This window comes from Cryobacterium sp. M91 (assembly GCF_002929615.1).
In the GTDB taxonomy this organism is placed as follows: Bacteria; Actinomycetota; Actinomycetes; order Actinomycetales; family Microbacteriaceae; genus Cryobacterium; species Cryobacterium levicorallinum.
The window spans coordinates 89144-112358 of record NZ_PJJT01000087.1; the positions used below are offsets into that span (position 1 = coordinate 89144).

The following is a 23215-nucleotide window of genomic DNA, read 5'->3' on the forward strand; positions in this document are numbered from 1 at the left end:
TGTTCGAGAAGCCGGCACCGGTTCGAACCAGTGCCAGGGGATCAAACACGTGCCACGAGGCAGCCAGCGGCGGCCGGCGCCACAGCGGCCGGACTCTCACTCGGCCTATTACCCGCGTTGATACCGGACACGATCATCGACATCACGGTCACCGCGCCGGTGACAATCCAGGCGACCTTCTTGAACTGGCCGTAGCCGGCGAGTGTGAGGCCGTGCTTGTCGCGCTGGGCACCGACCAGCACGAGGATGAGGTCGACGAGCCACCAGATCCCCAACCCACCGAAGGTCACCAGCTTCAAGAGGCCGGTACCGATCTTGCCGAGGTAGAAACGGTCAACGGCGAAGATGCCGAGCAGCCAAGAAAACAGCCAGGTGGCCACGAACGATTTCTGCGAGATCGGCGGGTTGGGCATGGTGACCGCCTGAATCGGGGGAGCGGGAAGCAGAAATTGTTCCTGCTGGGTGGTCGGTACGCCGGTCGGAGCGGGGCGCTGGCTGGTAGTCATTCTGACGCCCTTACTCGGGGCAGCTCTCGCGGGCCTGGGCGCTGTGCTCGGGATCGCAGAACCTGGCTTTTTTGCGACCAGAAGTGCAGATCTATGAGGAGATCAGAGTGTGGATGGCCAAAGCGGATGCCCTCGACCGGCAGTCCCGCGGCGAGCCGATCCCCGAGGAGATCCAGCGGTTGTTGGGGGAGCTGATCGCGTCCGCGACGTCGTCGGGTGAGGTGCTGGACATCTACGAGGCGGCCGGCATGCCGAAGCCGTCGCTGAGCGATCTGACGCCAGAGTTCGTCGCTAAGACGCAGCAGGCGCGCAACCCGCATCTGGCGATTGAAGCGTTGCGCAAGTTACTGACCGAGGAGGCCGTGGCATCCACTCGCAACAATATGGTGCGGCAGCGGGCGTTCTCGGAGCGCATCACCGAGCTGATGAACAAGTACACCAACCAGCAGCTGACCTCGGCCGAGGTTATTGCCGCGCTCGTGGAGATGTCGCGGGAGGTCGCGGCCGAGTCGCAGCGCGGTTTGCACTTCAAGCCGGCGCTGACCAGTGATGAACTGGCGTTCTATGACGCGGTGGCGCAGAACGAGTCCGCCGTGGATCTGCAGGGCGAGGGCAAGCTGGCCGACATCGCGCGCGGTCTCGTGCAGGTGATGCGCCGCGACGTGCGCACCGACTGGACCGTGCGCGACGATGTGCGTGCCAAGCTGCGCTCGTCGATCAAGCGGTTGCTCGTGGTGAACGGCTACCCGCCCGACCAGCAGCCCGCCGCCATCAAGCTCGTGATGGAGCAAATGGAGTCGATGGCACTGCGGTTTGCCGCGGACCGGACATGACGAAGGTCGGCCTGAGGCCATGCTGAAGGCGTGGTCGGCCGCATGATGACGCCGTTCACGGCCGCTCCGGGGAAGTGTTGCCGCGGGAAACCGCGGCTTGGGGTCCCATCGCCCTGGCCACAAATGTCGAATGCCTCGCGGGGCTTGTCGTCGCTCGAATAACTCGGTGACGGGGCAGCCATTAAATTCTCAGTCGAAATCTACACAAATATGTTACGTTTCTTTCGAATAGGGAGAAGTGATGAGCAACGCGGTGGCATTGAGTCAACAGACATACGTCTGCAACGATCTGGCTGGTGTCGCCCGCGTGCACGATTTTCTTGCGGCACATGAAGCGGCCGATCGAGAGGCCCCACTTCCGCATTACTTCCTCGCCGGCGCCGCAACGGGTGACCAAGTGGAAATTCCAGAGGAGATCCATAGGGTTCTCCTGCAAGTAATTGAATCCATGCAGCGAGGGCTCGCTGTCAGTATCTTGCCGCAGTCGAAGACGCTCACCACTCAGCAGGCAGCGGACCTCCTCGGTATCAGCAGGCCAACGCTGGTGAAACTCCTTGACGAGCAGAAGCTTCCCTTTGAACGAGTCGGTACCCATCGGCGCGTGCTCCTTGTCGATGTGATGGCTTTTCGGGATCGACGGCGCCAAGAACAATACGACGCTCTCGAGGCGATGCGGTCGACTCTTGATGACGAGACAACTGTTGACGAGATCCTAACGAAGGCGCGCCAGACTCGCCGAGCTCTCGGCGCCCAGCGGCGGGCCAGGGCGGGGGCGCTGGCAGGCTAGGCGAGTGTTTACTGCCCTGTTGGACACAGCTGCGTGGCTCGACGTATTAGCGAGCGCGGTGTGCGCAAGCTCATCGAACGAGGGCGCATCCCCGCGAGCAGGAAGCCGGGGAGCAAGGCGTGGGTCGTTTAAGACTCGTCGGCGACTCGACACACGCCGTCGCGCCGCCCGCTCGCGCCGCGTTCGCAGGATGCCTTTATTCATTTCTTTCGCACCAACTCCCTTGAAGGGCTCGACTCGAGGACCAGGGAACGCACAGCGCATCCGCTTTCTGCGTGGCAGCGATGCGCCAGCTGCGGTGCTCGCGGATTGGTTCAATGGCCAGCCGCCTGCCGGCTTGAATGCGGGGTGCAATCTCATTGCCCATGCGGTGGCCGGCAATGATGCCAGGGTGCGGCAGATGCTCCAACGCAGACATGCCGCGTACCTCCGCGAACGAGTCGACCTGGCCCAGCGGGTCAGTGATGAACGCGCTATTCGCGGCCTGAGCCGAGCCGACCTCGCCGCGGCCGCCGACGTGGACCTGACTATTCTGTCAGCCATCGAGCGCGGCAGACTTGTCACGAGCATCGCTGCGATTCGCCGAGTCCTGCGCGCTCTGCACATCGAACCCTCGGCTATCCCCGCACCAGGTGTTCGATGACGAGCGGACTCGATGCCTACCTCGAGGGCCAGCGCGTTGGCCAGTTCGCTCGGAATGCCCACGGAACGACGGCCTTCACGTACACGACGCGCTGAACCCCGGCGCGTCACAGCTCCTGTGCGTGCCCGGGCCTACTGGACGGCGGTCACCCACCCCAAGAACCGACCTGGGCTCGCGTAGTGAACAACGCCCTCGCGGAATCGGTACGCGGAGTCATAGCCGACCATTTCCGAGCTCACGGCGAACGGGCTCGTTTCTACGTATCCGTCAGCTATCAAGTCCGTCTTCACGGTCTGCCATGCTGCGGTGTCGCGCTCCCAGTTCGCGTACGCGACAATGATGTCTGTTTGCGGGATTCCCCACCGGCATCGCAGGCCATCGTTGCCGACCAGGTCGTGCAATTCTTGGTTTTGCTCGACCCCGAGCACGAGGCCGTCCTCCGCGAATTGCACGAGCATTTCGCTGGTGAATGCGGTGTCGCAGGTGATGGGAATCCGCGTCGGTGTCGGCGTCGCTGACGGCGTGACCGTGACCGTGGGCGGCGGTGTCGCGGCCTCCGGCGCGGCAGGCGTCGAGCAACCGACGAACCCAACCGCCAGGCACGCCGTTACAAAAACTAAACTCGCTTTCCCCCGAATGCTCATTCTCGCAACCGATCGTGCAGCGTTAGGCTACGCGCATCATGCCTGAGGAGAAGGATTCCAATCCTCTTCGGTATAGACGACCTCTTTGTATTTCCACGGCGGGGCAATGGCGAATGCAATCAGTCCATAGCCGGCCGACAGAATTGCCAGAAGAGGCCACCCGCCGATGTCCGGTTCTCCACTCGAACCGGCGGCCACCTGCACGCCCGCTGTGATCAACCAGGTGCTGCACGCCAACCCGGCGACAAGGCCGGAAGCCAGAAGAATCGGTCTGCGATTGGGGCCAGCAGCGTACGGAAGCGCGAAGAGCCCTCCTGTTGCCGCCGCCAGTGTCAACAACCCTGTTCCGCCGATCATGATCCAGGTAGGGATAGTCGAGGCGACGCCTTCAGCGTCATACTGCCGGGGCAGATCCAGCGGGAGGGACTGCCGCCACGTGAGCCACGTTACGGCCACCAGGAGAAAGGGGATCCACAGCGTTGCGACGGCGATGATCCGCCTACGCGGACTCTGTGGATTGCGATGTTCTGGCATGTAATATCCCCCCCATTGACGGCAATTCTGTGAAAGCCAGCGCATCCGGCTTCCCTCGGCCGTCGTTCCTGGGCCGTTCGTTGGCCACTGCGCCAGCAATGGCGAACTCGACCTTCCTAATCACCCTATTGGCGACAATCAGATGAAACAAACCATTCGATTAGTTTGTTTTTTGATGCGGCTGGGGTTTGAGTGACACCCGATGCAGCAGTTGCCTTGCAAGATGCAAAGCCGCACGCCTCAGGGCCTAGCGCCCCCCCTCGGTCTCAAGCTCGTGCTCGCGCTGTCGGAAGATGTCGAGCTGGCGGCGCCGATAGTCAGGTCCGGCGCTGGTCGTGGCATTCCGGTTGCGCTGCTCGGAGTGTTCGGCGGTGGTCGTGGGGGAAGAAATCTCGTAAGTCATGGCTGTCCAATGTTCGGCTGAAGGCGAGGGTGCCCTGGCCGCGAGTGACGCGGGGGGAGGTGTCGATCAGGCAGCCGTGCGGGCAAGAGTGCCGCCGAGGGTGCCGGTCGAAGGCCGCACGAGGCCGAAGGCCTGTTGCCCGATGAAGCTGCGGGATGCGCTGATGCGAATCCGGAGCTTTCACGAGGAAGCTATTGGATTCTCCCGATGATGTCAACGAAAAATTATGCAGCCATGCGACGTACGATCAGTGAATGCCGCCGCGCTCGCCACTTCCGCAACGTCACGGCCTCGAGGCCGCGTGGGTCTGCACCCCGGAACGGGCGCAGCATCCGCTTTGGGACACGATGGGCGCCTGGCTGGATGAGCGTTTGTCGGAGTTCGTGGACGTAGCCGGCTTTCTGGCTCAGGGGCGATTGGTCTATGAGTCGGGCACCGCGGTAGCCGGTCTCGACCCATACCGGCCGCACACCTTTGTTTGGTTTCACCGCGATCTGGCCGCCGAGACTTTTGTTCCGGGGCCCATCCACCTGATCTATCGCGACGATCGCCTCGTCGTGATCGACAAGCCCGCCTTCCTCTCGACCATTCCCCGCGGGCGCCACGTCGTGCAGAGCGTGGTGGTGCGGCTGCGCGCCGAACTCGGGCTTCCGGAGCTCTCGCCGCTGCATCGGCTGGATCGCGTGACGTCGGGGCTGGTGGTGCTGGCAACCGAGCGGCGGTGGCGCGGGGCATATCAGTCGATGTTCCAACGGCAGGAGGTCGCCAAGACCTATCGGGCGCTGGCACCGCTGCTGCCGAGCCTCGACCTGCCTGTGACGGTGCGCAACCACCTCACGACCCGCCGTGGTCAGTGGCAGGCCGAGGTACTGCCGGACGCGCCGGCCAACGCTGAGTCGTTGATCGAACTCGACTCGGTGATCGACGGCCTGGGCGTCTACAGACTGACGCCGCGCACCGGCCGCACCCACCAATTGCGCATGCACATGCTCGGCCTCGGGATTCCGATCAATGAGGACCCGATCTATCCGGTCGTGCGAGAGATCGCGATCGACGATTTCACCCGCCCCCTGCAGTTGCTGGCAAACGAGGTGCGCTTCACCGACCCGATCGACGGTCGCCCGCGGCAGTTTGCCAGCGTGCGAACGCTCCCGTTGCGCAGTGAGGTCGGCTGAGCCTGGGTGTCGCGCATCGCGACACGCGGTTGAGAAGCTGACAGGTGTTCAAACCAGGGCGAACTTCTCAAACACATGCCGCGAGCCTTGATGGTGCGCGTTCAAAGCTCGCCAAACGGATGCCTAGGCTAGACCCATGGCCACAGTCATTCTCGTGCGGCACGGCCGCACCACCGCAAACACCGCCGGAATACTCGCCGGGCGGGCCGCCGGCGTGCGACTCGACCAGATCGGGCAGGACCAGGCGGCGCTGACCGGAAAACGCCTCGCGGTGGTGCCCCTGGTCGCCGTGGTCTCCAGCCCCCTGGAACGCTGCCAGCAGACCGCGCAGCTCATTCTCGACCACCAGAGTGGTTCCCCGGTCATGCCGATTGACGACGATCTCACCGAGTGTGATTACGGCCAGTGGCAGGGCCGGACCATCAGCGACCTGGCCACAGAAGCCCTCTGGTCGGTGGTGCAGACGCAACCCTCAGCCGTGGTCTTTCCCGGCGGCGAGTCGATGGCGGCGATGCAGGCGCGATCAGTGGCCGCGATTCGACGCCACGACGCCGCCTTCGAGGCGCAGCACGGGCCCGGTGCCGTGTGGGTCGCGGTCAGCCACGGCGACGTTATCAAGTCCATTCTGGCTGACGCGCTCGGCATGCACCTGGACCTGTTCCAACGTATCAACGTCGGGCCCGCGTCGGTATCGATCGTGCAATACGGCCCCAAAAGGCCGAGCGTGCACGCGACCAACACCGACGGCGGCGATCTGTCCTGGCTGGCTGGCAGCATCCACCCAACGGATGCGCCGGTCGGCGGTGGGGCCGGTCATCAGCCAGCGCGCACCTCGACCGCGTAAAATATTCACATGCCCACAATCGTCCATGAGTTCGACTGGCCCGACCGGGTAGTCGTCGGTACCGTCGGCCTGCCTGGGTCGCGCACATTTTACTTGCAGGTGCGCAGCGGCACCCGCATCGTGAGCATCGCGCTGGAGAAACAGCAGTCGGCGCTTCTCGGCGAAAAGATCGACGAGATTCTCGACCAGTTGATCACCTTAGAGGGCAATCCCTTCAGCATTCCGACCACGACCCCCATCGAGCTCGTCGACAACGACCCGCTCGAACAGCCCGTCGCCGAGGAATTTCGCACCGGGGCGATGAGCCTGGGCTGGGACCCTTCGACGGTGCAGGTCGTGATCGAGGCCTACCCGATCACCGACGATGATGAGGAATTGCTCGATCCGGCAGACGTGGCTGAAATGATGCTGGTGCGCATCCCCGTCGGCACGGCGCGAGCATTCGCGAAACGCACGCGCGAGGTCGTCGGCGCCGGCAGGCCCATGTGCCCCCTCTGCGGTTACCCTGTCGACGCCGATGGGCACACCTGCACCCTGCCCGAAGCCTGATGCCCATTCCCGACCTGATCAACGGTGAGCTGAAGCTCACCGGCCGCATCACGACGGCCTCGAATGCAACGTTCTTGGGGAGCATCGACGGCGCGGTGGTCGTCTACAAACCGGTGGCGGGGGAGCATCCGCTGTGGGATTTTCCGGGCGGCCACCTGGCCAATCGCGAGGTGGCGGCCTACTTGGTGTCGCAGGTCTTCGGCTGGAACGTCGTGCCGCACACCTGGCTGCGCGAGGGCCCGATGGGCGAAGGCATGGTGCAGCTGTGGCAGGAGTCTGACCCCGCGCAGGCCGCCGTCGACCTCGTGGCCTCCGATGCCGTGCCGGATACCGGGTGGCGACACGTTCTCGATGGGCGAGACGAGCACGAACGGATGGTCACCCTCATCCACGAAGACAGCGCGGCGCTACGCCGCATGGCCGTGTTCGACATCGTCGTGAACAATGCCGATCGCAAGGGCGACCACATTCTCGCCATGCCCGACGGTCACCGGCACGGCGTCGACCATGGGCTCACCTTTCATATCGAGCACAAGCTGCGCACCGTGCTGTGGGGCTGGCTCGGCGATGCGCTCACCGACGAGGAACTCGAGGGCATAGACCGGGTGCAGGCCGACCTGAATGGTGCGCTGGGCGCGACCCTTGCTGGCCTTCTGAGCGCCGAAGAAGTTGCTGCGCTCGCGGAACGCTGCGGTCGGTTGCGGTCAGAGGGGGAGTTCCCCGCCCCGAGCGGCGATATGCCCGCGGTGCCCTGGCCCCTGTTCTGAGCCATCTGTGCCACGCTTGATGCATGGATCTTGAGGTATCGCCGGCGCTAACCATTCCCGAGCGCGAACTCGGCTGGCGGTTTTCGCGTTCGTCCGGGCCCGGCGGCCAGCACGTCAACACCTCAGACAGCCGGGTCGAGCTGTCCTGGAACGTCGCCGACTCGACGGTGCTTTCCGATGATGAGCGGATGCTGCTGCTCACCCGCCTGAGTCACCGTCTCGTTTCCGGGGTGGTCACCATCGCCGCGAGCGAGCAGCGCTCCCAGCTGCGCAATCGCGAGATCGCCCTGCGCAAACTCGCCGATCTGGTGATCGCCGGGCTGGCGGCTGAGCCGCCCGCCCGCCGCGCAACCAAACCCACGAAGGGCTCGGGGCGGCGGCACCTCGCCGCCAAACAGCAGCGCTCAGCCACGAAGCAGAACCGCCAGCGTCCCGCTGCCGATTAGGGGCGGCCCACCGGTATCCGCTCGCCGAGAAGGCAACGGACTCCCGGGACGGTGCGACTTGACCGGTCGGCATCCGCTCGCCGCGGCAGCTACCGCACGAGCAGCATCTGCCGAAAATACGCCGCGAGCTCGTCGGTCGCCGTCAGCGGCAGCACGTTCGCGACGTACTGGTCGGGTCGCACGACCACGATGGCACCGTCGCGGCTGATTCCGCGCAGGGAGAAGATGTCGTGCTTAGGGTCGGTGGCGTAGAGCTTTTCGTAGTCGATCAACCCGAACGGGCCGGTTTTGGGCAGAAACACGTCGTCGACCCGGCTGATATCGACCTCGGCGTGGGCCTGCTGGTAGACCACCTTGACGTCGAAGATGCTGTCGATGTCACTCCCGTCCGGGGTGTGGGCGAGCAGCGGCGAGTCGCCAGAGGTGCGCATCCACTCTGCCCAGGTGGCCAGTTCAACGGATGCGGCGTCGGCAAACGCGTAGACGCGCCAGCGGCCGTCGGCGCGGTGGTGGTGGCCGAGTTCGATCGGGTTGGCGTCACCGACCCGCACCACCGGGGCCGACTTGAAGCGCTTACCGATCGGGAACCCGGTCGCGAGCGACTGGTGGGTCGCCTCGCCGATCAGCATCGACGGCGGATACTGGGTCATGAAGCCGGCCGGAAACTCCGCGGTCTGCGTGTAGAACTCCTCGAGCGGTACCTTGAGGTCCTCCGGCTTGGCGGCCATCAGTGACGACCACTCCTTGTCGAAGTCGATCAGGTTCTTGGCGATGACCTGGCGTTCGGCCGAATAGGTGCCGAGCAGGCTGTCGGGGCTGCGCCCGTCGATCACGTAACCGAGCTTCCAGCCCAGGTTGAAGCCGTCCTGCATCGAGACGTTCATGCCCTGGCCGGCCTTGGCGCTGTGCGTGTGGCAGGCGTCACCGAGAATGAAAACACGCGGCGAGCGGATGCCGATCTCCGCCGGCAGCACGTCGTCGAAGCGGTCGGTGAGGCGGTGGGCAACCTCGTACACGCTGTGCCAGGCGACGTTTTTCACGTCGAGGGTGTACGGGTGCAGAATGGCGTTCGCCTTCGCGATGATCTGCTCCATCGAGGTCTGGCGCACCGCGCCCTTGTCGTCGGGAGCGACTTCGCCGAGGTCAACGTACATGCGAAACAGGTAGCCGCCCTCGCGCGGAATGTGCAGGATGCTTCCGCCGGTTCCGGACTGGATGGCGCATTTGGTGCGAATGTCGGGAAAATCGGTGACGGCGAGAACGTCCATGACGCCCCAGGCGTGGAAGGCCGCGTCACCGGCGAGGGTGCAGCCGATCGAGTCACGCACAGCGCTGCGGGCACCGTCGGCGCCGACGACGTATTTGGCGTGCACGATGCGTTCCTGGCCTTTGTAGGCGCCGGTGGTGTGCACGAGCGTCACCGTGAGGGGGTGCTCGCCCTCATTCGTGTTCACGAGGCTGTGAAATTCGAAACCGAAATCCGGGGTCATGCGGGTGGGCGCATTGGCCATCACCTCGGCGAAATAATCCAGGACGCGGGCCTGATTGACGATGAGGTGCGGAAACTCGCTGATGCCGGTCGGGTCGTCGATGGCGCGGGCGGTGCGGATGATGTTGGCCGGGTTGGTGGGGTCGGGCTTCCAGAACGCCATCTCGGTGATGCGGTAGGCCTCGGCGATGATGCGTTCGGCGAAACCGAAGGCCTGAAAGGTTTCGACGCTGCGGGCCTGGATGCCGTCGGCCTGCCCGATCGCCAGGCGGTCGCCGCGGCGTTCGACGATGCGGGTCGTGATGTTCGGAAACTGGGAGAGCTGGGCGGCCGTGATCATGCCGGCCGGGCCCGTGCCGACGATGAGAACGTCGACGGTGTCGGGAAGTTCGTCGGGGCGATCGATGCCGACCCCGGCGGCGTCCTGAACGCGGGGATCGGTGGACACGTATCCGTGGTGGTGAAACTGCACGGCTTCCTCACTTCTCTGTGTGGTTCCTCGGTGTGGTCTCGCACGGCGATCAGTCACCGTTCGATAATAGAACACTGTGTTCTATTATCGTTTTCTGAATCATATACGACATTGGGTGATCTACAGGGGCCGGCGGTGTATCCGGCCGAGCATCCCACGCGCGCCTGAGTCTGGTGGAACGCCCGCCACCGCGGTCAACCGACCTTGAGCCAGGCGCGAGTGGTGGGCGCTACTCATCATTCGCGACTCGGTGCCGGGGCGCTAAACCGACGTCAAACTCGAGCTTCCGGGCGTCCGTCAAATAATTGGTTGCGGCAGATGAGAAGTACTGGTGCTGGCTCGCCGTTGAGAAGGAGACACGGGCTAGTGCACGCCTGCCAGGGTAGACGCGTCCAAGCCAGATCGCGCGCCCGATATTGTGACCGGGGGCCTGCCACGAATAGCTGGCTAGCCATCCGCTCTTCGTGGGTTGATGATTAGTCTGTGATGGAAGATGCGGAGTCTGCGGGGTTCGGGTTGTGAACCCGGCGGCCCGGCGGGTGCAGCGCGTCTACCTGACCCTGATGCTTGGGAACACGCTCGCGGCGTCGTTCATCTGGGGCATCAACACCCTGTTTCTGCTCGACGCTGGACTGTCGAACTTCGAGGCCTTCGCCGCCAACGCGTTCTTCACCGTGGGCATGGTGATCTTCGAGATTCCGACCGGGGTAGTCGCCGACACCGTCGGGCGTAAGGCGTCCTATCTGCTCGGCACCATCACGCTGGTGGTCACGACCGGGCTGTACTGGATGCTCTGGCTCTGGCACGCGCCATTCGTCTGGTGGGCGATCGTGTCGGTGCTGCTCGGACTCGGCTTCACCTTCTTCTCCGGCGCCGTCGAAGCCTGGCTGGTCGATGCCCTCGCCGCGACCGGCTACACCGGCAGCCTCGAGGCCGTGTTCGGCCGCGGCCTCGTGGTGACCGGAATCGCCATGTTCTCCGGCTCCGTGCTCGGCGGGGTGATCGCCCAGGTCACTGACCTCGGGGTGCCGTTCCTGGTGCGTGCCGGGGTGCTCATGCTGATGTTTGTCTTCGCGTACATCGTTATGAAAGACCTCGGCTTCAACCCGGATCGCTCCGCCGGCCCGCTGAAAGCGACCCGCAACGTGCTGACCCAATCGATCGAGCACGGCCTGAAAAAGCGCTCGGTGCGCTACGTGATCTTTTCGGCGCCCTTCGCCGGCGGGGTCGGAATCTATGCGTTCTACGCGCTGCAGCCCTATCTGCTCGAGCTGTACGGCGACCCGACCGCGTATTCCATTGCCGGGCTGGCCGCGGCCGTGCTGTCCCTGGCGCAGGTGGCCGGCGGACTGCTCGCGCCGCGCATCCGCTCACTGTTTAGAAAACGCACCAGCATGGTGTTGGTGACGTCGCTCGTCAGCGTCGGTATCCTGGTCGCGCTCGGCCTGAACAGCCTGTTCTGGCTGGCCGTCTTGCTGTTGGTCGTCTGGGGCTTCGTGTTCGCCGTCGCCGGGCCGGTACGGCAGGCGTATCTCAACGACATGATCCCGTCGAAACAGCGCGCAACCGTGCTGTCGTTCGACTCGCTGTTCGGCAGCCTCGGTGGCGTGTTCATCCAGCCGGCCCTCGGTCGCGCGGCCGACCTGCAGGGCTACGGCACCTCGCTTGTGATCGGCGCCGTCGTCGAGCTCATCGGTCTGCCGTTCCTTCTGGCCAGCCGCCGCCAGCAGGATCCAGCTGACGCCCGCACCATCCAAGCGGATGCGCCGCCGCCCGCCGGCGCTTAGCTCCCGTCGCGCACGTCTTGGAGGAAATTGCGCACGTGCTCGCCCAGGATCACCTCGCCTATTTGCCGGTTGGTCGGTCCTCGCTCACCCTGGACGCAGGGGCCGATCCCGTGCGCCTGCTGCTCGTCGGTGGTGAACCACTCGGTGAACAAAATCTGAGGTGGTGGAACTTCGTCGGCCGCAGCGACGAAGAAATCGTCAGCTACCGAGCCCAGTGGCAGACCGAGATCGGTGCGGCCGACGATGACGCCTGCTTCGACAGGGACGAGCTGCGCTTTGGCGCCTTTCCTGACGGCGAGCCCGTCCTGATCCCCGCGCCGCCACTGCCCACGGTGCGCCTCCGTTTCCGCAGTTAGCGGCATGGTCCCTGGTCAAGACCACCATCTCGTGGTTGTCGACAGTGCTGGCTTCGGGAGTGCCGAGTAGGGGAACGCCTAGTTTTGGTAATCGTCGTGCGGGTGACCCGGTGTCGGGTCGTCCCCTCTGCGGTGGTCGAGCTGGTCGAGACCGGCATCCCGCGACTCGCCGCCGTCTACGGGACCAGCCACGGGCGGGCACAGCGTCGGCGGGTCGTCCTTCACGCTCTGCGCCCAGGCGGCTCCTTCTGGGTCGACGAACCGCACCCCGCCGCGACGCGGGCTGGTCAGCGCGTCGTAGGTTGCCATCCACATTTCCCCCTGCTCCGGCGGAAACAGCGCATGCAGGGTCACCATGCCGTCGGCCCGCCGCCACAGCGACCAGGTGGTGTCGTCGCGAGCCTGCTTCTCCCGCGCCAGAATGCCCGCCGCGTCGAGGTCGTCCCGCATGCGCCTGGCCCGTTTGTAGGCCTGCTCGGTGTTCATCCCCGGCGCCGCAACGAGCAGCACGCGAAGCGCTGCGGCAAGTTTCTCGGCTGCGAATTCGCGGGGCTGGTCGAGCAAGTCGGGGTTGGCGTCACATCATTCACGGTCGACCAAAGGGTTTTCGGCTACAACGGCGTGAAATTCGGCGGCCACGCTGAGTACCTGACCATTGCCGAAGGCGGTCTCGTGGCCGAGATTCCGGCCTCAACGTCGTAGACCAGACCTGCTGTTTCTGAAAAAGATCGGCAACGTCGTCATTCACGTGCAGGACGAGATTTAATTACGCGCGTCCCAGAAACCAGCGTGCACTTCGGCAGCCTCGGCGAGAAGGGCCGGACCGGCCACGGTCACGCTGTTGCCGCCACGGGCGAACACCTCGCGGCAGGGCAGATCCATGGTGGCCTCGCCGTCTTGCAGCGGAACCATCGTCGCGAGCTGTTCTTCGGGCAGCGCATAGACAACGCGGCCGATGCCAGCCCAATAGATCGCTCCCGAACACATGGCGCACGGTTCGGTGCTCGTATACAGGGTGCTCGAGCGCAGAGCGTCCCGGGCGAGCAGCGTCGCCGCGATGCGCACCAGGTTCATCTCGGCGTGCCCGGTCGGATCGCCAAGCGTCACGACGGTGTTCTGACCCTCGATGATGATGTCTTCGCTCGTGACGAGGATCGCTCCGAAGGGGTGGTTGCCCACTTCACGGGAGGCGCGGGCGACTTCGATCGCGTGGCGCAGATGCGCTTCGTCGGAACTGGATACCGTGCTGAGGTCAGTCATGAGAGTCACTTTCTCAATGGGGGAAAGATTCAAGCCTAATCACCCTCGCAGCTACTTTTCGGCGGACTGACGCTCGCGGAAGGCGATCATGTTCATGCGGTTGCCGCAGCGCACACTGCAGAAACGCTTGGACCCGTTGCGGGACAGGTCGAGAACCAGGCCGGTGCAGGCATCCGCTTCGCAGATGCGCAAGCGACCCATTTCGTCGCTGCGGATCACATCGATCAACGCCAGGGCCGCCTCGACGCGCATGCGCTCGCCGAGCGGTGCTTCGGGCACGGTCGCGTGCAGATGCCAGTCCGACACATCGTGACGCGCGAGCTGGGGGAGCGCGCGAGCCTCGCGCAGCATGCGATTGACCTCGATCACCGCGTCATCGCGGCCCAGGGTCCACACCCGACGGAGTAGGGCTCGAGTCTGCCGTACATCGCGCAGTTCGGCGCCATCCCCGTCGATGCGCCCGGTGAACGGAATCGGGGCGAGCAGCGCGGCGAGATCGGCGAGCGTTTCGAGCTCGTCTCGACCGCTGCGGGAGGCCCCTGCGTCGGTATCGCAGAGCATGACCACGAACTCGAGAGCCTCCTCGGTGTCAGGGGCAAAATGCAAGTTGACTCCTAATGCACTCGGTCGTACTGTCAGTGGTGTAAAGCAGTTTAGACCATGACAGAAGGGCGCCTCCGTGAAGCTGACGTCGATCCCCGGCGGCCTCGCCGTCGCGGTGCTCTCGGCCGTCTCGTTCGGCACCTCCGGCGCGCTCGTCAAGCCCCTGCTCGAGGCCGGATGGTCGCCGGCCGCCGCCGTCACGGTTCGCGCCTTCACCGCCGGACTCGTGCTGCTGCCCCTGGCCGTCATGGCTTTGCGGGGGCGCTGGGCCGCCCTATGGCTCGGGCGTTGGAGGGTACTCGGCATGGGCATCGTCGGCGTGGCGTGCACCCAACTCGCCTACTTCGCCGCCATTTCGACCATCCCGGTCTCGACCGCGCTGCTCATCGAATTTCTAGCCCCGCTCATTCTGGTCGGCGTCGCCTGGGCCGTTTCCAAGCGGATGCCCCGCCCGGCCGTGTTCCTCGGCTCGGCCCTCGCAGTCGGCGGCCTTGTGCTGGTGATCGGGCCCGGAGCGATCCAGACGGTCGATCCGATCGGCCTGACCTTCGCGTTTCTCGCCGCAATTGGCTGCGCCGCCTACTTCTTCATTGCCGCGCGCCCGGACCGCGACCTGCCGGCCGTCGCGCTCGCGGCCTTCGGCCTGATCGTTGGCGGCTTCATTCTCGGTCTGCTCGGGGTTACCGGCTTGCTGCCGATCACGGCAACCTTTGGCGACCTGCCGCTGTTCGGCGCGCTGGCGCCGTGGTGGGTGCCGCTGGTGCTGCTCGTGCTCGTCAGCACCGCCGTCGCGTATAGCACCGGAATCACTGCGGCCGGCGTGCTCGGCTCCCGGCTCGCGTCCTTCGTCGGACTGCTCGAGGTCGTCTTCGCCTCGCTGTTCGCGTGGCTGCTGCTCGGCGAGCAGCTCAGCCCGCTGCAGTTACTCGGCGGGCTGCTGATCCTCGGTGGAATCGCTGCGGTGCGGTCCGAGCGCGCCGAGGCCCTGCCATCAATAGCGCCGCTCCATCACGACACCGCGGCCGCCGCCTCCGGGGAGGCGACGGCCGCGGCATCCACTCACTGAGTCGTTAGTCGCCGAACGCGACGAGGTGGCGCTCGGAACCGTACCGGACATGCGGGAGACTGGACCCATGTCCGATCTCACCCTGCGCGGCGGCGTCGGCAGCCGCATTGACAGCGAGATCGAGGTTAAACGGTCCCGGTTCCTGTGCCGTCTGGTGCGCACCGAAACCGAGGACGGCGCGCACGCTGCCGTCGACGAAGCCCGCTCGGAGCACTGGAAGGCTCGCCACCACTGCTCGGCGTTGGTGCTTGGTCCGGGCGGTGCTCCCGACCAGATACGCCGCTCGAATGATGACGGTGAGCCGTCGGGAACGGCGGGCCGGCCCATGCTCGAGGCGCTGGCGGGGCGTGGCTTCGTCGACTGTGTGGCCGTTGTCACGCGCTATTTCGGCGGCACCCTGCTCGGTGCCGGCGGCCTCGTGCGCGCCTACTCCGAAGCCGTTCTGACCACGATCGACTCGGCGCACTCCCGGGGGCTCGTCGTGGGGCGTGATCGCCGCGAACTGTTCACGCTTGCGCTGTCCCATGCGGATGCCGGTCGTATCGAGGCCGAGCTGCGCCAGCGGGGCGTGCTCGTGCTCGGCACAGACTACGGTCGCGAAGCGGTGCTCCGGCTGGCCGATGATGACCCCGAACGGCTCGCCGCGGTCGTGGCGGGGGTGACGGCCGGAAGCGCCGAACTCGAGTCGGTCGGCCACGAATGGGTCGACGTCCCGGCATGACCATGCCATTCGATCCGGCTTGCGGCCGGGACTGCTGGCGTCAGGCGAGGCCGGCGTCGTGGATGCAACGGGCGATGTGCACCCGGTTGGCCGAGTCCAGTTTCGTGAACAGATGACCGACGTGGGTCTTAACCGTCGCGACGCCCATGAACAGCTCGGCGGCGATCTCGGCGTTGGACAGCCCACGCCCGATCGCGATCGCCACCTCGGTTTCGCGTTCGGTGCGTCGACCGAGCAAGGCTTGGGCGCGCTGCTGCCGGTCGTCCGGCGCACGAATCACCCTCGCGATGAGCTGTGCAGTGACGCTCGGGGAAAGCATCGGGTCCCCGTTTGCTACCCGGCGTATGGCGGCGACGAGCTCGGCCGGTGGCGTGTCCTTCAGAAGAAAACCCGCTGCACCGTGCCGCAGCGCGGTGAGCACCATATCGTCCGTGTCGAAGGTCGTCAGCACGATCACCCTGGCCGGATCGCCGCGCTCCTGCAGGGCACGGGTGGCCGCAAGACCATCCATCCGTGGCATACGGATATCCATGAGTACCACGTCGGGCGCCTCTCGGCCGATGAGTTCCAGCGCCGCGAGCCCGTCACCGGCCTCCCCGACGATCTCGATCGCCGGGTCTCCGCCGAGGATCAGGCGCAGGCCGGTTCGCACCAAGGCGTCGTCGTCGGCGAGCACAATACGCACGGTCAGGTCCATGGCAACCATGCTTGCAGAAGAAACGAGCCATCCGGTTCGATGCCGTGCCTTATCCGGCCGCCAGCGAGTTCGGCGCGTTCCTGCAAACCGATCAGGCCGACGCCGCTCCCGGTTGCGTCGGTCCAGCGTGACCGAATGCTGGGGGTGGCGACCTCATTGCGCACTTCGAGGTGCAGCAGGTCTTCGACGCGCTCGAGCCGGAGGGTGACCGGCTGACCCGGCGCGTGTTTACGCGAGTTGGTGAGTGCCTCCTGCACGAAGCGATAGGCGGTGCGGGACACGGTTTGAGACGGCCCCGGCGTTACCTGGTCTGAACCGGCCAAACCGGGGGCATCCGTTTCATCGAGTGTCACCCTTGTGCCAGCCTCGCGCGCCTCGGCCAGCAGTGCAGGAAGGTCAGCCAGCGTCGGCTGGGCCGGTTCGGGTTGCCCCGCCACAGTAGTGGCTTGCCCGCCGCGCAACACGCCGAGCACCTGCCGCAGCTCGGTCAGGGCGAGGTGGGCGTTGTCCTGGATGATGCCGGCTGCCTGCGCCGTCTCCTCCCGGGTGAGGTCGGTTCGATACGTCAATGCGCCAGCGTGCAGGGCGACGAGGGAAATGCGGTGCGCGAGTACGTCGTGCATTTCGCGGGCGATGCGAGTGCGCTCGGCGTCGCGGGCTGACGCGGCGCGAAGTGTCTGCTCTCGTTCGGCGTTTAGGGCACGCTCGCGGAGGGTGGCCAGCAGGTCGCGGCGCGCTCCGATGTAGAACCCGGTGGCCACGCAAATGGCGTAGATGGCGATCGCCAGACCACCGGATGCCCACGGCACCGGATACAGAGTGAGATCGGCCAGGCTCGCCCGCACGATCACCTCGTAGAAGACGGTGGCCAGGCCCCAGATTACGCCGACGACAATGACGCCTTTCCAGCGGCGCCGGGTGCTCATCGAAATTGCAGCCCAGATGGCCGCCGCGAACGAGGACGCCGACACGGCCGACAGCGCAGCGGTCACGGCGGCGATCAATACCGGGTGCCGGCGACGCAGCGGGAGCAGGCACAGCGCGACTGCGCCGAGGACGAAGTCCAGAAGGATCAGACCGCCGAGCAGATTTTCCGACACCTGGGCGTCGGAGAATGCCCCCGAATAGTCGGCGCACACCAGAACCAGGATGACAAAGGAAGCCAGGGCGGTCGCGAGGTACCGCCAGATGCGCGACCAGGGCCGCAGTCGCGGAGCCTGTCCGGAGTCGATCGCGTTGGTTTCGGTGGGAGGAGGCCGGGGGATCATTCTCCCCAGCGTACGGTCGTGCTTCCAGCCCGGCCTCCACCCGTGGTCTGCTTCGCCTGCAACTAAAAGTGGAGACGACGAAGGCCCCGGGGCTGATCCGCCCGTGCGGGGCCACCGCAACCATGGAGGAATGATCAACGCAGAACAAACTCGCGAAGCCCTGGAACGGAGTATGTCATGATCCTGGGAATTATGGTCGTCTGTGAAATTGGGTTCTGGACTGTCATCGTGCTCGGATTGTTCACCCGCTACATCCTGAAAACACCGCGCGTCTAAAACACCGCGCGTCTAAAACTCCGTGCTTCGGTCTCGCCCTGCTCTCGATGGCTCCCGTCATCGACCTCGTGCTCCTGATCACGACCGCCGTGCATCTTCGGTCGGGGGCCGAGGCGGAGTGGGCCACCGACCGCGGAAATACTGGAATTAGCTCGACCACGGTACACATTCGCCTCGCGCCGCGTAACGTTGGACAGCCCACCAGAAAGCCGCACGATGACGCACAGCCCGACGCACAGCCCGACGAACACCCCCGACACCGGCCTGAGCGCCGCGAGCACCGAGGCCCTGAGCGTGCGCGCCCTGTACGAAATTCTCGAACAGCGATTCAACGGCAAGACCTGGTCGCTGAACGAAATGGCGATCGGATACACCAACGATGTCGGCTACATCGGCCGCCTGCTGCTCGCCCACGACGGAACCTGGCCGATCGACGGAGACGCGACCGCCGAACTGACGCACAAGCTGGCGGAATCGCTCTGGTGGACCTTCGTGCCGGCCAGCAAGCTCGACATTGATATCGACCAGGCGTTCAGTGAGACCATGAGCACTATTCGCACCAACCTGGAAGCCACGATCGAACGAACCGCGCTTTAGGGAAACATTCCTGCGCCTCAAGCGTTGGGTTTCACATGAAGACGATTGTGTATAGCGAAACCGGTGACCCGTCCGTGCTCCACTTGGTTGATCGGCCGGTGAGTGAGCCCGGAGCCGGCGAAGTGCGCGTGCGAATCGCGGTGGGCGGGGTGAATCCGACCGACTGGAAGTCGCGCCGTGGCGCGCGCCCGGGGGAATCCCTCGCGTTCCCTGACGTGGTCCCGAACCAGGACGGTTCCGGGCTCGTCGACGCGGTCGGCTCCGGTGTCTCGAATGTGGCCGTCGGCGATCGCGTCTGGCTCGCCCTCGCCGCCTACCAGCGGGCCGCCGGCGGAACCGCCCAGGAGTACGCCGTGCTCCCGGCAGAACGCGTCTTTCTGCTGCCCTCCTCGGCGAGTTTTGACCAGGGCGCGTGCCTTGGTGTGCCAGCGATCACCGCTTACCGGGCGCTCACTGTCGCCGAGGATGGACCGCGGCGGCTGCATCCCGGCGCGCTCGACGGCAGGATCGTGCTCGTCGCGGGTGGTGCAGGCGCCGTCGGCCATGCCGCCATCCAGCTCGCCCGCTGGGCAGGAGCGACCGTGATCACGACGGTGAGCGGGCCGCCCAAGGCAGAGCTCGCGGCGGCAGCCGGCGCACACCATGTGCTTACCTACACCGCCCCCGATGTCGCCGCTGAAATCCGAGCCATCGCACCCGACGGCGTCGACCTCATCGTCGAGGTAGCCCCGGCCCAGAACTCCGAACTCGATCTGGCGGTCATCCGCAACCGCGGATCGATCGCCGTCTACGCCAACAACGGCGGCGACCAGATGACCCTCGACGTGCGTAAACACTTCAGTCTCAACGTGCGCTACCAGTTCGTCCTGCTCTACACAGTGGGCATCGAGGTCGTGCAGCAGGCCGCTGCCGCCATCAACGAAGCCCTCGTTGACGGCGCTTTGCCCGTCGGATCGGATGCGGGACTGCCGCTGCACCGCTTCGAACTGGCCCACACCGCGGATGCCCACGCCCTCGTCGAAAGCGGGGTCACCGGAAAGGTGCTCATCGACGTATCGCGGGCCTGACAGCGCGAAAGCCCCCTCGCCGCGAACGGTGAGGGGGCTTTCGAGTTCAGACTCTAGTACTCGCGGCGCGGAGCGCGCGGCGGGCGGTCGCCCTGCTCGGCGGAGCGTGAGGCTCCGCCCTTGTCGGCACGCAGCTCGATCAGCTTGCCGCTGATGCGGGTGTTCTCCAGCTTGGAGAACACGTCGCCCGCGAGGTCAGCGGGAAGCTCGACCAGGGAGAACTCCGGCAGAATCTTGATGTGGCCGAAGTCGTCGCGGCTCAGGCCACCCTCGTTGGCGAGGGCGCCGACGATCTGACGCGGCTCCACCTTGTGACGCTTGCCGACCTCGATGCGGTACTGGGCCATCGGCTTGCCGCTGGAGCGAATCGGGCGTTCGCTGCGCACCGGACGATCGTCGCGGGCGCCGTAGCTGCCCCGATCGTCCCGGCCGCCACGGTCGTCGCGACCAAAACGGTCTGAGCGGTCGGGTCGGTCCGACCGACCGCCACGCTCGGGACGATCGCCGCGCTGCTCGGAGCGTTCGACCCGCTCGTCGCGTTCGAGGCGCTGCTGGGCGCGAACATCCTCGGCTGAGAGCAGCAGGGGCGTCTCGCCCTGTCCGACGACGGCGAGGGCCGCAGCCACATCGACCTCGGGCACGTCGTGGTGCGACACGTAGTGCGCGATGATGTCGCGGAACTTGCTGATCCGGTCGGTCTCGTCGAGCGCCGCGGTGATGGCGTCGTCGAAGCGCGTCAGGCGCGTCACGTTGACGTCCTCAACGCTCGGCAGCTGCATCTGGGTCAGCGGCTGGCGGGTGGCCTTCTCGATCGCGGAGAGCAGGCGACGTTCGCGCGGCGTGACGAAGCTGATCGCTGCGCCCGAGCGGCCAGCACGGCCGGTACGGCCGATGCGGTGCACATACGACTCGGTGTCAATCGGAATGTCGTAGTTGACCACGTGGCTGATGCGCTCGACGTCGAGGCCGCGAGCGGCGACATCCGTTGCGACGAGAATGTCGAGCTTGCCGCTCTTGAGCTGGTTGATGGTGCGTTCGCGCTGCACCTGCTGCACGTCACCGTTGATCGCCATGGCGGAATAACCGCGCGCACGCAGCTTCTCGGCCAGCAACTCGGTCTCGTTCTTGGTGCGGGCGAAGATGATCATGCCCTCGAAGTTCTCAACCTCGAGAATGCGGGTGAGCGCATCGAGCTTCTGCGGGTACGACACCATCAGGTAGCGCTGGGTGGTGTTCGCGCTGGTCGTGGTCTTGCTCTTGACCGTGATCTCTTCGGGATCGTGCAGGTACTTCTTGGAAATGCGGCGAATCTGAGCCGGCATCGTGGCCGAGAACAGTGCGACCTGCTTGTCGTCCGGGGTATCGGCGAGAATCGTCTCGATGTCCTCGACGAAGCCCATGTTCAGCATCTCGTCGGCCTCATCGAGCACCAAGAACTTCAGCTCTGAGAGGTCGAGGGTGCCCTTGGCGAGGTGGTCCATGATGCGACCGGGAGTACCGACGACGATGTGCACCCCACGGCGCAGGGCCGACAGCTGCTGGCCGTAGCCCTGTCCGCCGTAGACCGGCAGCACGTGCACGCCGCGCATGTGGGCGGCGTACTTCTCGAACGCCTCACAGACCTGCAGCGCGAGCTCACGCGTGGGCGCAAGCACGAGGGCCTGCGGGTTCTTTTGGGACAGGTCGAGCCGGTTCAGAATCGGCAGCGCGAACGCGGCCGTCTTGCCGGTGCCGGTCTGGGCGAGTCCGACAACGTCGCGGCCCTCCAGCAGTGGGGGAATAGTGGCGGCCTGAATGGCCGAGGGGGTTTCGTAGCCGACGGCTTTGAGCGCCTTGAGCATGGCGTCATTGAGTCCGAGATCGGCAAATGTCTTGGTTGCAGTGGCAGTTTCTGCCTCGTTCTGCGCTGTGGTGTCTGGTGCGGTCATGGTACCAACGGTAGTCGAAGACAGGGCCCCCGGTGTAAAGGCTCGTCGACGACCCTTAAAGCGGATGCCCGGGGCCGCACCATCCGCTTTCTTCCGCCGACGTCTGCTCGTCTGGGCCATCCGGACCGCGGCCAACGGGGTCGGTATCGGACCGGTCTGGAAACGGTCGACGGCGGTCACCCCGGGGCTAGTTCACAGCACGGGCGCCTCTGTGAGACTGGACCCATGGAACAACGCGTGAACTTCATTACCCTGGCCACGAGCGACCTCGAGGCCGTACGCACGTTTTATCGCGACGGCCTCGGCTGGACGCCGCTCGTGGACGTTCCCGGTGAGATCGTGTTCTTCCAGGTCGGACCCGGCCTGATGCTTGGGCTCTTCGATGCCGAGAAATTCGACGCAGACCTGCAACGCGAACACACGACCACCGGCGCGACCGGCGTCACCCTCTCGCACAACCTCGACAGCCGGGACGAAGTCACCACAACGGTTGCGGCGATGGCGGCCGCCGGCGGTACCGTACTGAAACCCGCTCAGGACGGCGCGTTCGGCGGCATCTTCCACGGCCACGTCGCCGACCCGAACGGCGTCATCTGGGAGATCGCGCACAACCCCGGCTGGCACGTCGACGACGATGGAACCGTCTCGTTCGGCTAGGGCCTAAGCCTTCAGGAACGCGATTGCCGCCTCGCGGAAGGCGCGTGACGTTGGCGCGTTGAAGTGATTGCGGCCCGGAATCTCAAAGAAGCCACCGTTCGGCGTCACCTCGGCCAGCGCGCGCGACGCATCGAGAATGCTGTCTTCGCTTCCGGTCGCAAACAGCAGTGACTGCTCTGGGGCGTTCGCGGCTCCGGGCTGCGGGCCGCCGCGCATACCCTCGACGAGGGCGACGAGGGCCGCGAGATCGTTGCCCGGCAACGCCTTCGCCATCGTGAGGTAGGCGCCGGTGAGCCGGTCGGTGACGTCGACTCCGTGTTCGAGGTGGGCGCGGGCATCCGCTATCTGAAAGCGTTTGAGCGGGTCACCGTCGGGGATGCCGCCAAGAACGGCGTGCGTGATGCGGCCGCCGAGATCGCGGGCGGCCTGCCAGCCGACCCGTGCACCGAGTGAGTAGCCGACGTAGCGCACCTCGGTGAGCAGGTACGCGTCGAGTACGGCTTCGACGTCGGCGACGAGCAGCTCCATCGTGTACGCGTCGGGGGAGTGCGGCTTGTCGCTGGCGCCGTGGCCGCGCTGGTCGATGCCGATCACGTGAAAGCCAGCCCGGGTCAGGTCACGGGTCCATCCCGTGGCGTGCCAGTTGGCGATCGCACTCGAGGCGAAGCCGTGCACGACGAACACGGTCGGGTGCTCCGGGTCGCCGAGCTCGTAGGTGGCGAGCTGCACGCCGTCCGGCGACAGAACGAAAAGGTGCTCGGGGGCGGTTCGGTGCGACATTCCCCCATTTCACCACGGATGCCGCGGCCCTGGTTCCCCAGAGCCGCCCGGACTAGTGAG

27 protein-coding genes and 1 pseudogene are annotated in these 23215 nt (G+C 65.5%); 16 read left to right on the forward strand and 12 right to left on the reverse strand.

The genetic code is table 11. From position 1 onward, the window contains the following. Positions 1-41: 41 nt before the first annotated feature. Positions 42-506 carry a TM2 domain-containing protein gene (locus CXY80_RS12700; protein WP_233195357.1) on the reverse strand — a complete coding sequence of 155 codons (465 nt, stop codon included), beginning with the start codon at positions 504-506 and terminating at the stop codon, positions 42-44. Between the two features lie 5 nt (positions 507-511). Here CXY80_RS12700 and CXY80_RS12705 point away from each other — a divergent pair. From CXY80_RS12705 to CXY80_RS19505, 3 genes and pseudogenes are all read left to right on the forward strand, one after another. Then, positions 512-1339 (forward strand): annotated as a pseudogene (locus CXY80_RS12705) (DUF3387 domain-containing protein); the annotation flags it as partial. Positions 1340-1580: 241 nt separating this feature from the next. Next, on the forward strand, positions 1581-2126 hold the full coding sequence (locus CXY80_RS12710; RefSeq protein WP_092451484.1) for a helix-turn-helix domain-containing protein: 546 nt from the start codon (positions 1581-1583) through the stop codon (positions 2124-2126). A 400-nt stretch (positions 2127-2526) separates the two neighbouring features. Further along, the gene (locus CXY80_RS19505; RefSeq protein WP_158251645.1) at positions 2527-2769 is read left to right on the forward strand and encodes a helix-turn-helix domain-containing protein; all 243 of its coding nucleotides are present in this window, start codon (positions 2527-2529) and stop codon (positions 2767-2769) included. 131 nt (positions 2770-2900) lie between these two features. Here CXY80_RS19505 and CXY80_RS12720 read toward each other — a convergent pair whose 3' ends face one another. Then, positions 2901-3227: a hypothetical protein gene (locus tag CXY80_RS12720; RefSeq protein ID WP_104132733.1), complete on the reverse strand. Its 327-nt coding sequence runs from the start codon at positions 3225-3227 to the stop codon at positions 2901-2903. A gap of 7 nt (positions 3228-3234) precedes the next feature. Between CXY80_RS12720 and CXY80_RS12725 the strand changes: the two genes are divergently transcribed. Then, entirely contained in the window at positions 3235-3459 is a 225-nt protein-coding gene (locus tag CXY80_RS12725; RefSeq protein WP_146070738.1) for a hypothetical protein, read from the forward strand. Here CXY80_RS12725 and CXY80_RS12730 read toward each other — a convergent pair. Both CXY80_RS12730 and CXY80_RS19510 read right to left on the reverse strand, forming a co-directional pair. Then, positions 3450-3947: a hypothetical protein gene (locus CXY80_RS12730; protein ID WP_104132735.1), complete on the reverse strand. Its 498-nt coding sequence runs from the start codon at positions 3945-3947 to the stop codon at positions 3450-3452. The genes CXY80_RS12725 and CXY80_RS12730 overlap by 10 nt on opposite strands. A gap of 247 nt (positions 3948-4194) precedes the next feature. Beyond that, on the reverse strand, positions 4195-4350 hold the full coding sequence (locus CXY80_RS19510) for a hypothetical protein (RefSeq protein WP_158251646.1): 156 nt from the start codon (positions 4348-4350) through the stop codon (positions 4195-4197). A 254-nt stretch (positions 4351-4604) separates the two neighbouring features. On the opposite strand from CXY80_RS19510, the gene CXY80_RS12735 reads away from it, so the two are divergent. The 5 genes from CXY80_RS12735 (at position 4605) to arfB (ending at position 8131) form a co-directional block, all read left to right on the forward strand. Then, positions 4605-5525, forward strand: coding sequence for a pseudouridine synthase (locus CXY80_RS12735; protein WP_104132736.1), 921 nt, complete (start codon positions 4605-4607; stop codon positions 5523-5525). Between the two features lie 136 nt (positions 5526-5661). Beyond that, complete coding sequence (locus CXY80_RS12740) at positions 5662-6369, forward strand: histidine phosphatase family protein (protein WP_104132737.1); 708 nt, start codon at positions 5662-5664, stop codon at positions 6367-6369. A gap of 9 nt (positions 6370-6378) precedes the next feature. Then, the gene (locus CXY80_RS12745) at positions 6379-6918 is read left to right on the forward strand and encodes a DUF3090 domain-containing protein (protein WP_104132738.1); all 540 of its coding nucleotides are present in this window, start codon (positions 6379-6381) and stop codon (positions 6916-6918) included. After that, entirely contained in the window at positions 6918-7685 is a 768-nt protein-coding gene (locus CXY80_RS12750; protein ID WP_092451494.1) for an SCO1664 family protein, read from the forward strand. Before CXY80_RS12745 ends, CXY80_RS12750 begins: the two co-directional genes overlap by 1 nt. 23 nt (positions 7686-7708) lie before the next feature. After that, entirely contained in the window at positions 7709-8131 is a 423-nt protein-coding gene (gene arfB / locus CXY80_RS12755) for an alternative ribosome rescue aminoacyl-tRNA hydrolase ArfB (RefSeq protein WP_092451496.1), read from the forward strand. Positions 8132-8220: 89 nt separating this feature from the next. Here the strand turns inward: arfB and CXY80_RS12760 are convergent, their stop codons facing one another. Further along, positions 8221-10092 (reverse strand): FAD-binding monooxygenase, encoded by a 1872-nt coding sequence (locus tag CXY80_RS12760; protein WP_104132739.1) that lies wholly within the window; start codon positions 10090-10092, stop codon positions 8221-8223. 518 nt (positions 10093-10610) lie between these two features. Between CXY80_RS12760 and CXY80_RS12765 the strand changes: the two genes are divergently transcribed. Together CXY80_RS12765 and CXY80_RS12770 are read left to right on the forward strand one after the other, a co-directional pair. Beyond that, positions 10611-11879: an MFS transporter gene (locus tag CXY80_RS12765; protein ID WP_104132740.1), complete on the forward strand. Its 1269-nt coding sequence runs from the start codon at positions 10611-10613 to the stop codon at positions 11877-11879. A 35-nt stretch (positions 11880-11914) separates the two neighbouring features. Further along, a complete protein-coding gene (locus tag CXY80_RS12770) occupies positions 11915-12235 on the forward strand; it encodes a pirin-like C-terminal cupin domain-containing protein (RefSeq protein WP_233195358.1) in 321 nt (106 codons plus the stop codon). Positions 12236-12313: 78 nt separating this feature from the next. Here CXY80_RS12770 and CXY80_RS19515 read toward each other — a convergent pair whose 3' ends face one another. From CXY80_RS19515 to CXY80_RS12790, 3 genes are all read right to left on the reverse strand, one after another. Then, positions 12314-12799, reverse strand: coding sequence for a hypothetical protein (locus CXY80_RS19515; RefSeq protein WP_158251647.1), 486 nt, complete (start codon positions 12797-12799; stop codon positions 12314-12316). 198 nt (positions 12800-12997) lie between these two features. Then, a complete protein-coding gene (locus tag CXY80_RS12785) occupies positions 12998-13495 on the reverse strand; it encodes a nucleoside deaminase (protein ID WP_104132743.1) in 498 nt (165 codons plus the stop codon). A gap of 51 nt (positions 13496-13546) precedes the next feature. Next, positions 13547-14101: a CGNR zinc finger domain-containing protein gene (locus tag CXY80_RS12790; RefSeq protein WP_174775287.1), complete on the reverse strand. Its 555-nt coding sequence runs from the start codon at positions 14099-14101 to the stop codon at positions 13547-13549. Between the two features lie 73 nt (positions 14102-14174). Here CXY80_RS12790 and CXY80_RS12795 point away from each other — a divergent pair, with 73 nt between their 5' ends. Both CXY80_RS12795 and CXY80_RS12800 read left to right on the forward strand, forming a co-directional pair. Then, positions 14175-15164, forward strand: a complete 990-nt coding sequence (locus tag CXY80_RS12795; protein WP_104132744.1) for a DMT family transporter — start codon at positions 14175-14177, stop codon at positions 15162-15164. Between the two features lie 67 nt (positions 15165-15231). Beyond that, on the forward strand, positions 15232-15885 hold the full coding sequence (locus tag CXY80_RS12800) for a YigZ family protein (RefSeq protein WP_104132745.1): 654 nt from the start codon (positions 15232-15234) through the stop codon (positions 15883-15885). Between the two features lie 40 nt (positions 15886-15925). On the opposite strand, the gene CXY80_RS12805 is transcribed toward CXY80_RS12800, so the two are convergent. Then, positions 15926-16582 carry a response regulator transcription factor gene (locus CXY80_RS12805; protein WP_104132798.1) on the reverse strand — a complete coding sequence of 219 codons (657 nt, stop codon included), beginning with the start codon at positions 16580-16582 and terminating at the stop codon, positions 15926-15928. Then, complete coding sequence (locus tag CXY80_RS12810; protein ID WP_104132746.1) at positions 16573-17850, reverse strand: sensor histidine kinase; 1278 nt, start codon at positions 17848-17850, stop codon at positions 16573-16575. The genes CXY80_RS12805 and CXY80_RS12810 overlap by 10 nt, the downstream gene beginning before the upstream one ends. Before the next feature lie 492 nt (positions 17851-18342). Here CXY80_RS12810 and CXY80_RS12815 point away from each other — a divergent pair, with 492 nt between their 5' ends. Then, complete coding sequence (locus CXY80_RS12815) at positions 18343-18723, forward strand: hypothetical protein (protein WP_233195359.1); 381 nt, start codon at positions 18343-18345, stop codon at positions 18721-18723. Between the two features lie 35 nt (positions 18724-18758). Next, positions 18759-19790, forward strand: a complete 1032-nt coding sequence (locus CXY80_RS12820; RefSeq protein WP_092451516.1) for an NADPH:quinone reductase — start codon at positions 18759-18761, stop codon at positions 19788-19790. Positions 19791-19843: 53 nt separating this feature from the next. Here the strand turns inward: CXY80_RS12820 and CXY80_RS12825 are convergent, their stop codons facing one another. Continuing rightward, entirely contained in the window at positions 19844-21718 is a 1875-nt protein-coding gene (locus CXY80_RS12825) for a DEAD/DEAH box helicase (protein ID WP_092451518.1), read from the reverse strand. 225 nt (positions 21719-21943) lie between these two features. On the opposite strand from CXY80_RS12825, the gene CXY80_RS12830 reads away from it, so the two are divergent. Next, on the forward strand, positions 21944-22375 hold the full coding sequence (locus tag CXY80_RS12830; protein WP_092451521.1) for a VOC family protein: 432 nt from the start codon (positions 21944-21946) through the stop codon (positions 22373-22375). 3 nt (positions 22376-22378) lie between these two features. On the opposite strand, the gene CXY80_RS12835 is transcribed toward CXY80_RS12830, so the two are convergent. Further along, positions 22379-23155, reverse strand: a complete 777-nt coding sequence (locus tag CXY80_RS12835; RefSeq protein ID WP_092451523.1) for an alpha/beta fold hydrolase — start codon at positions 23153-23155, stop codon at positions 22379-22381. Positions 23156-23215: the final 60 nt, after the last annotated feature.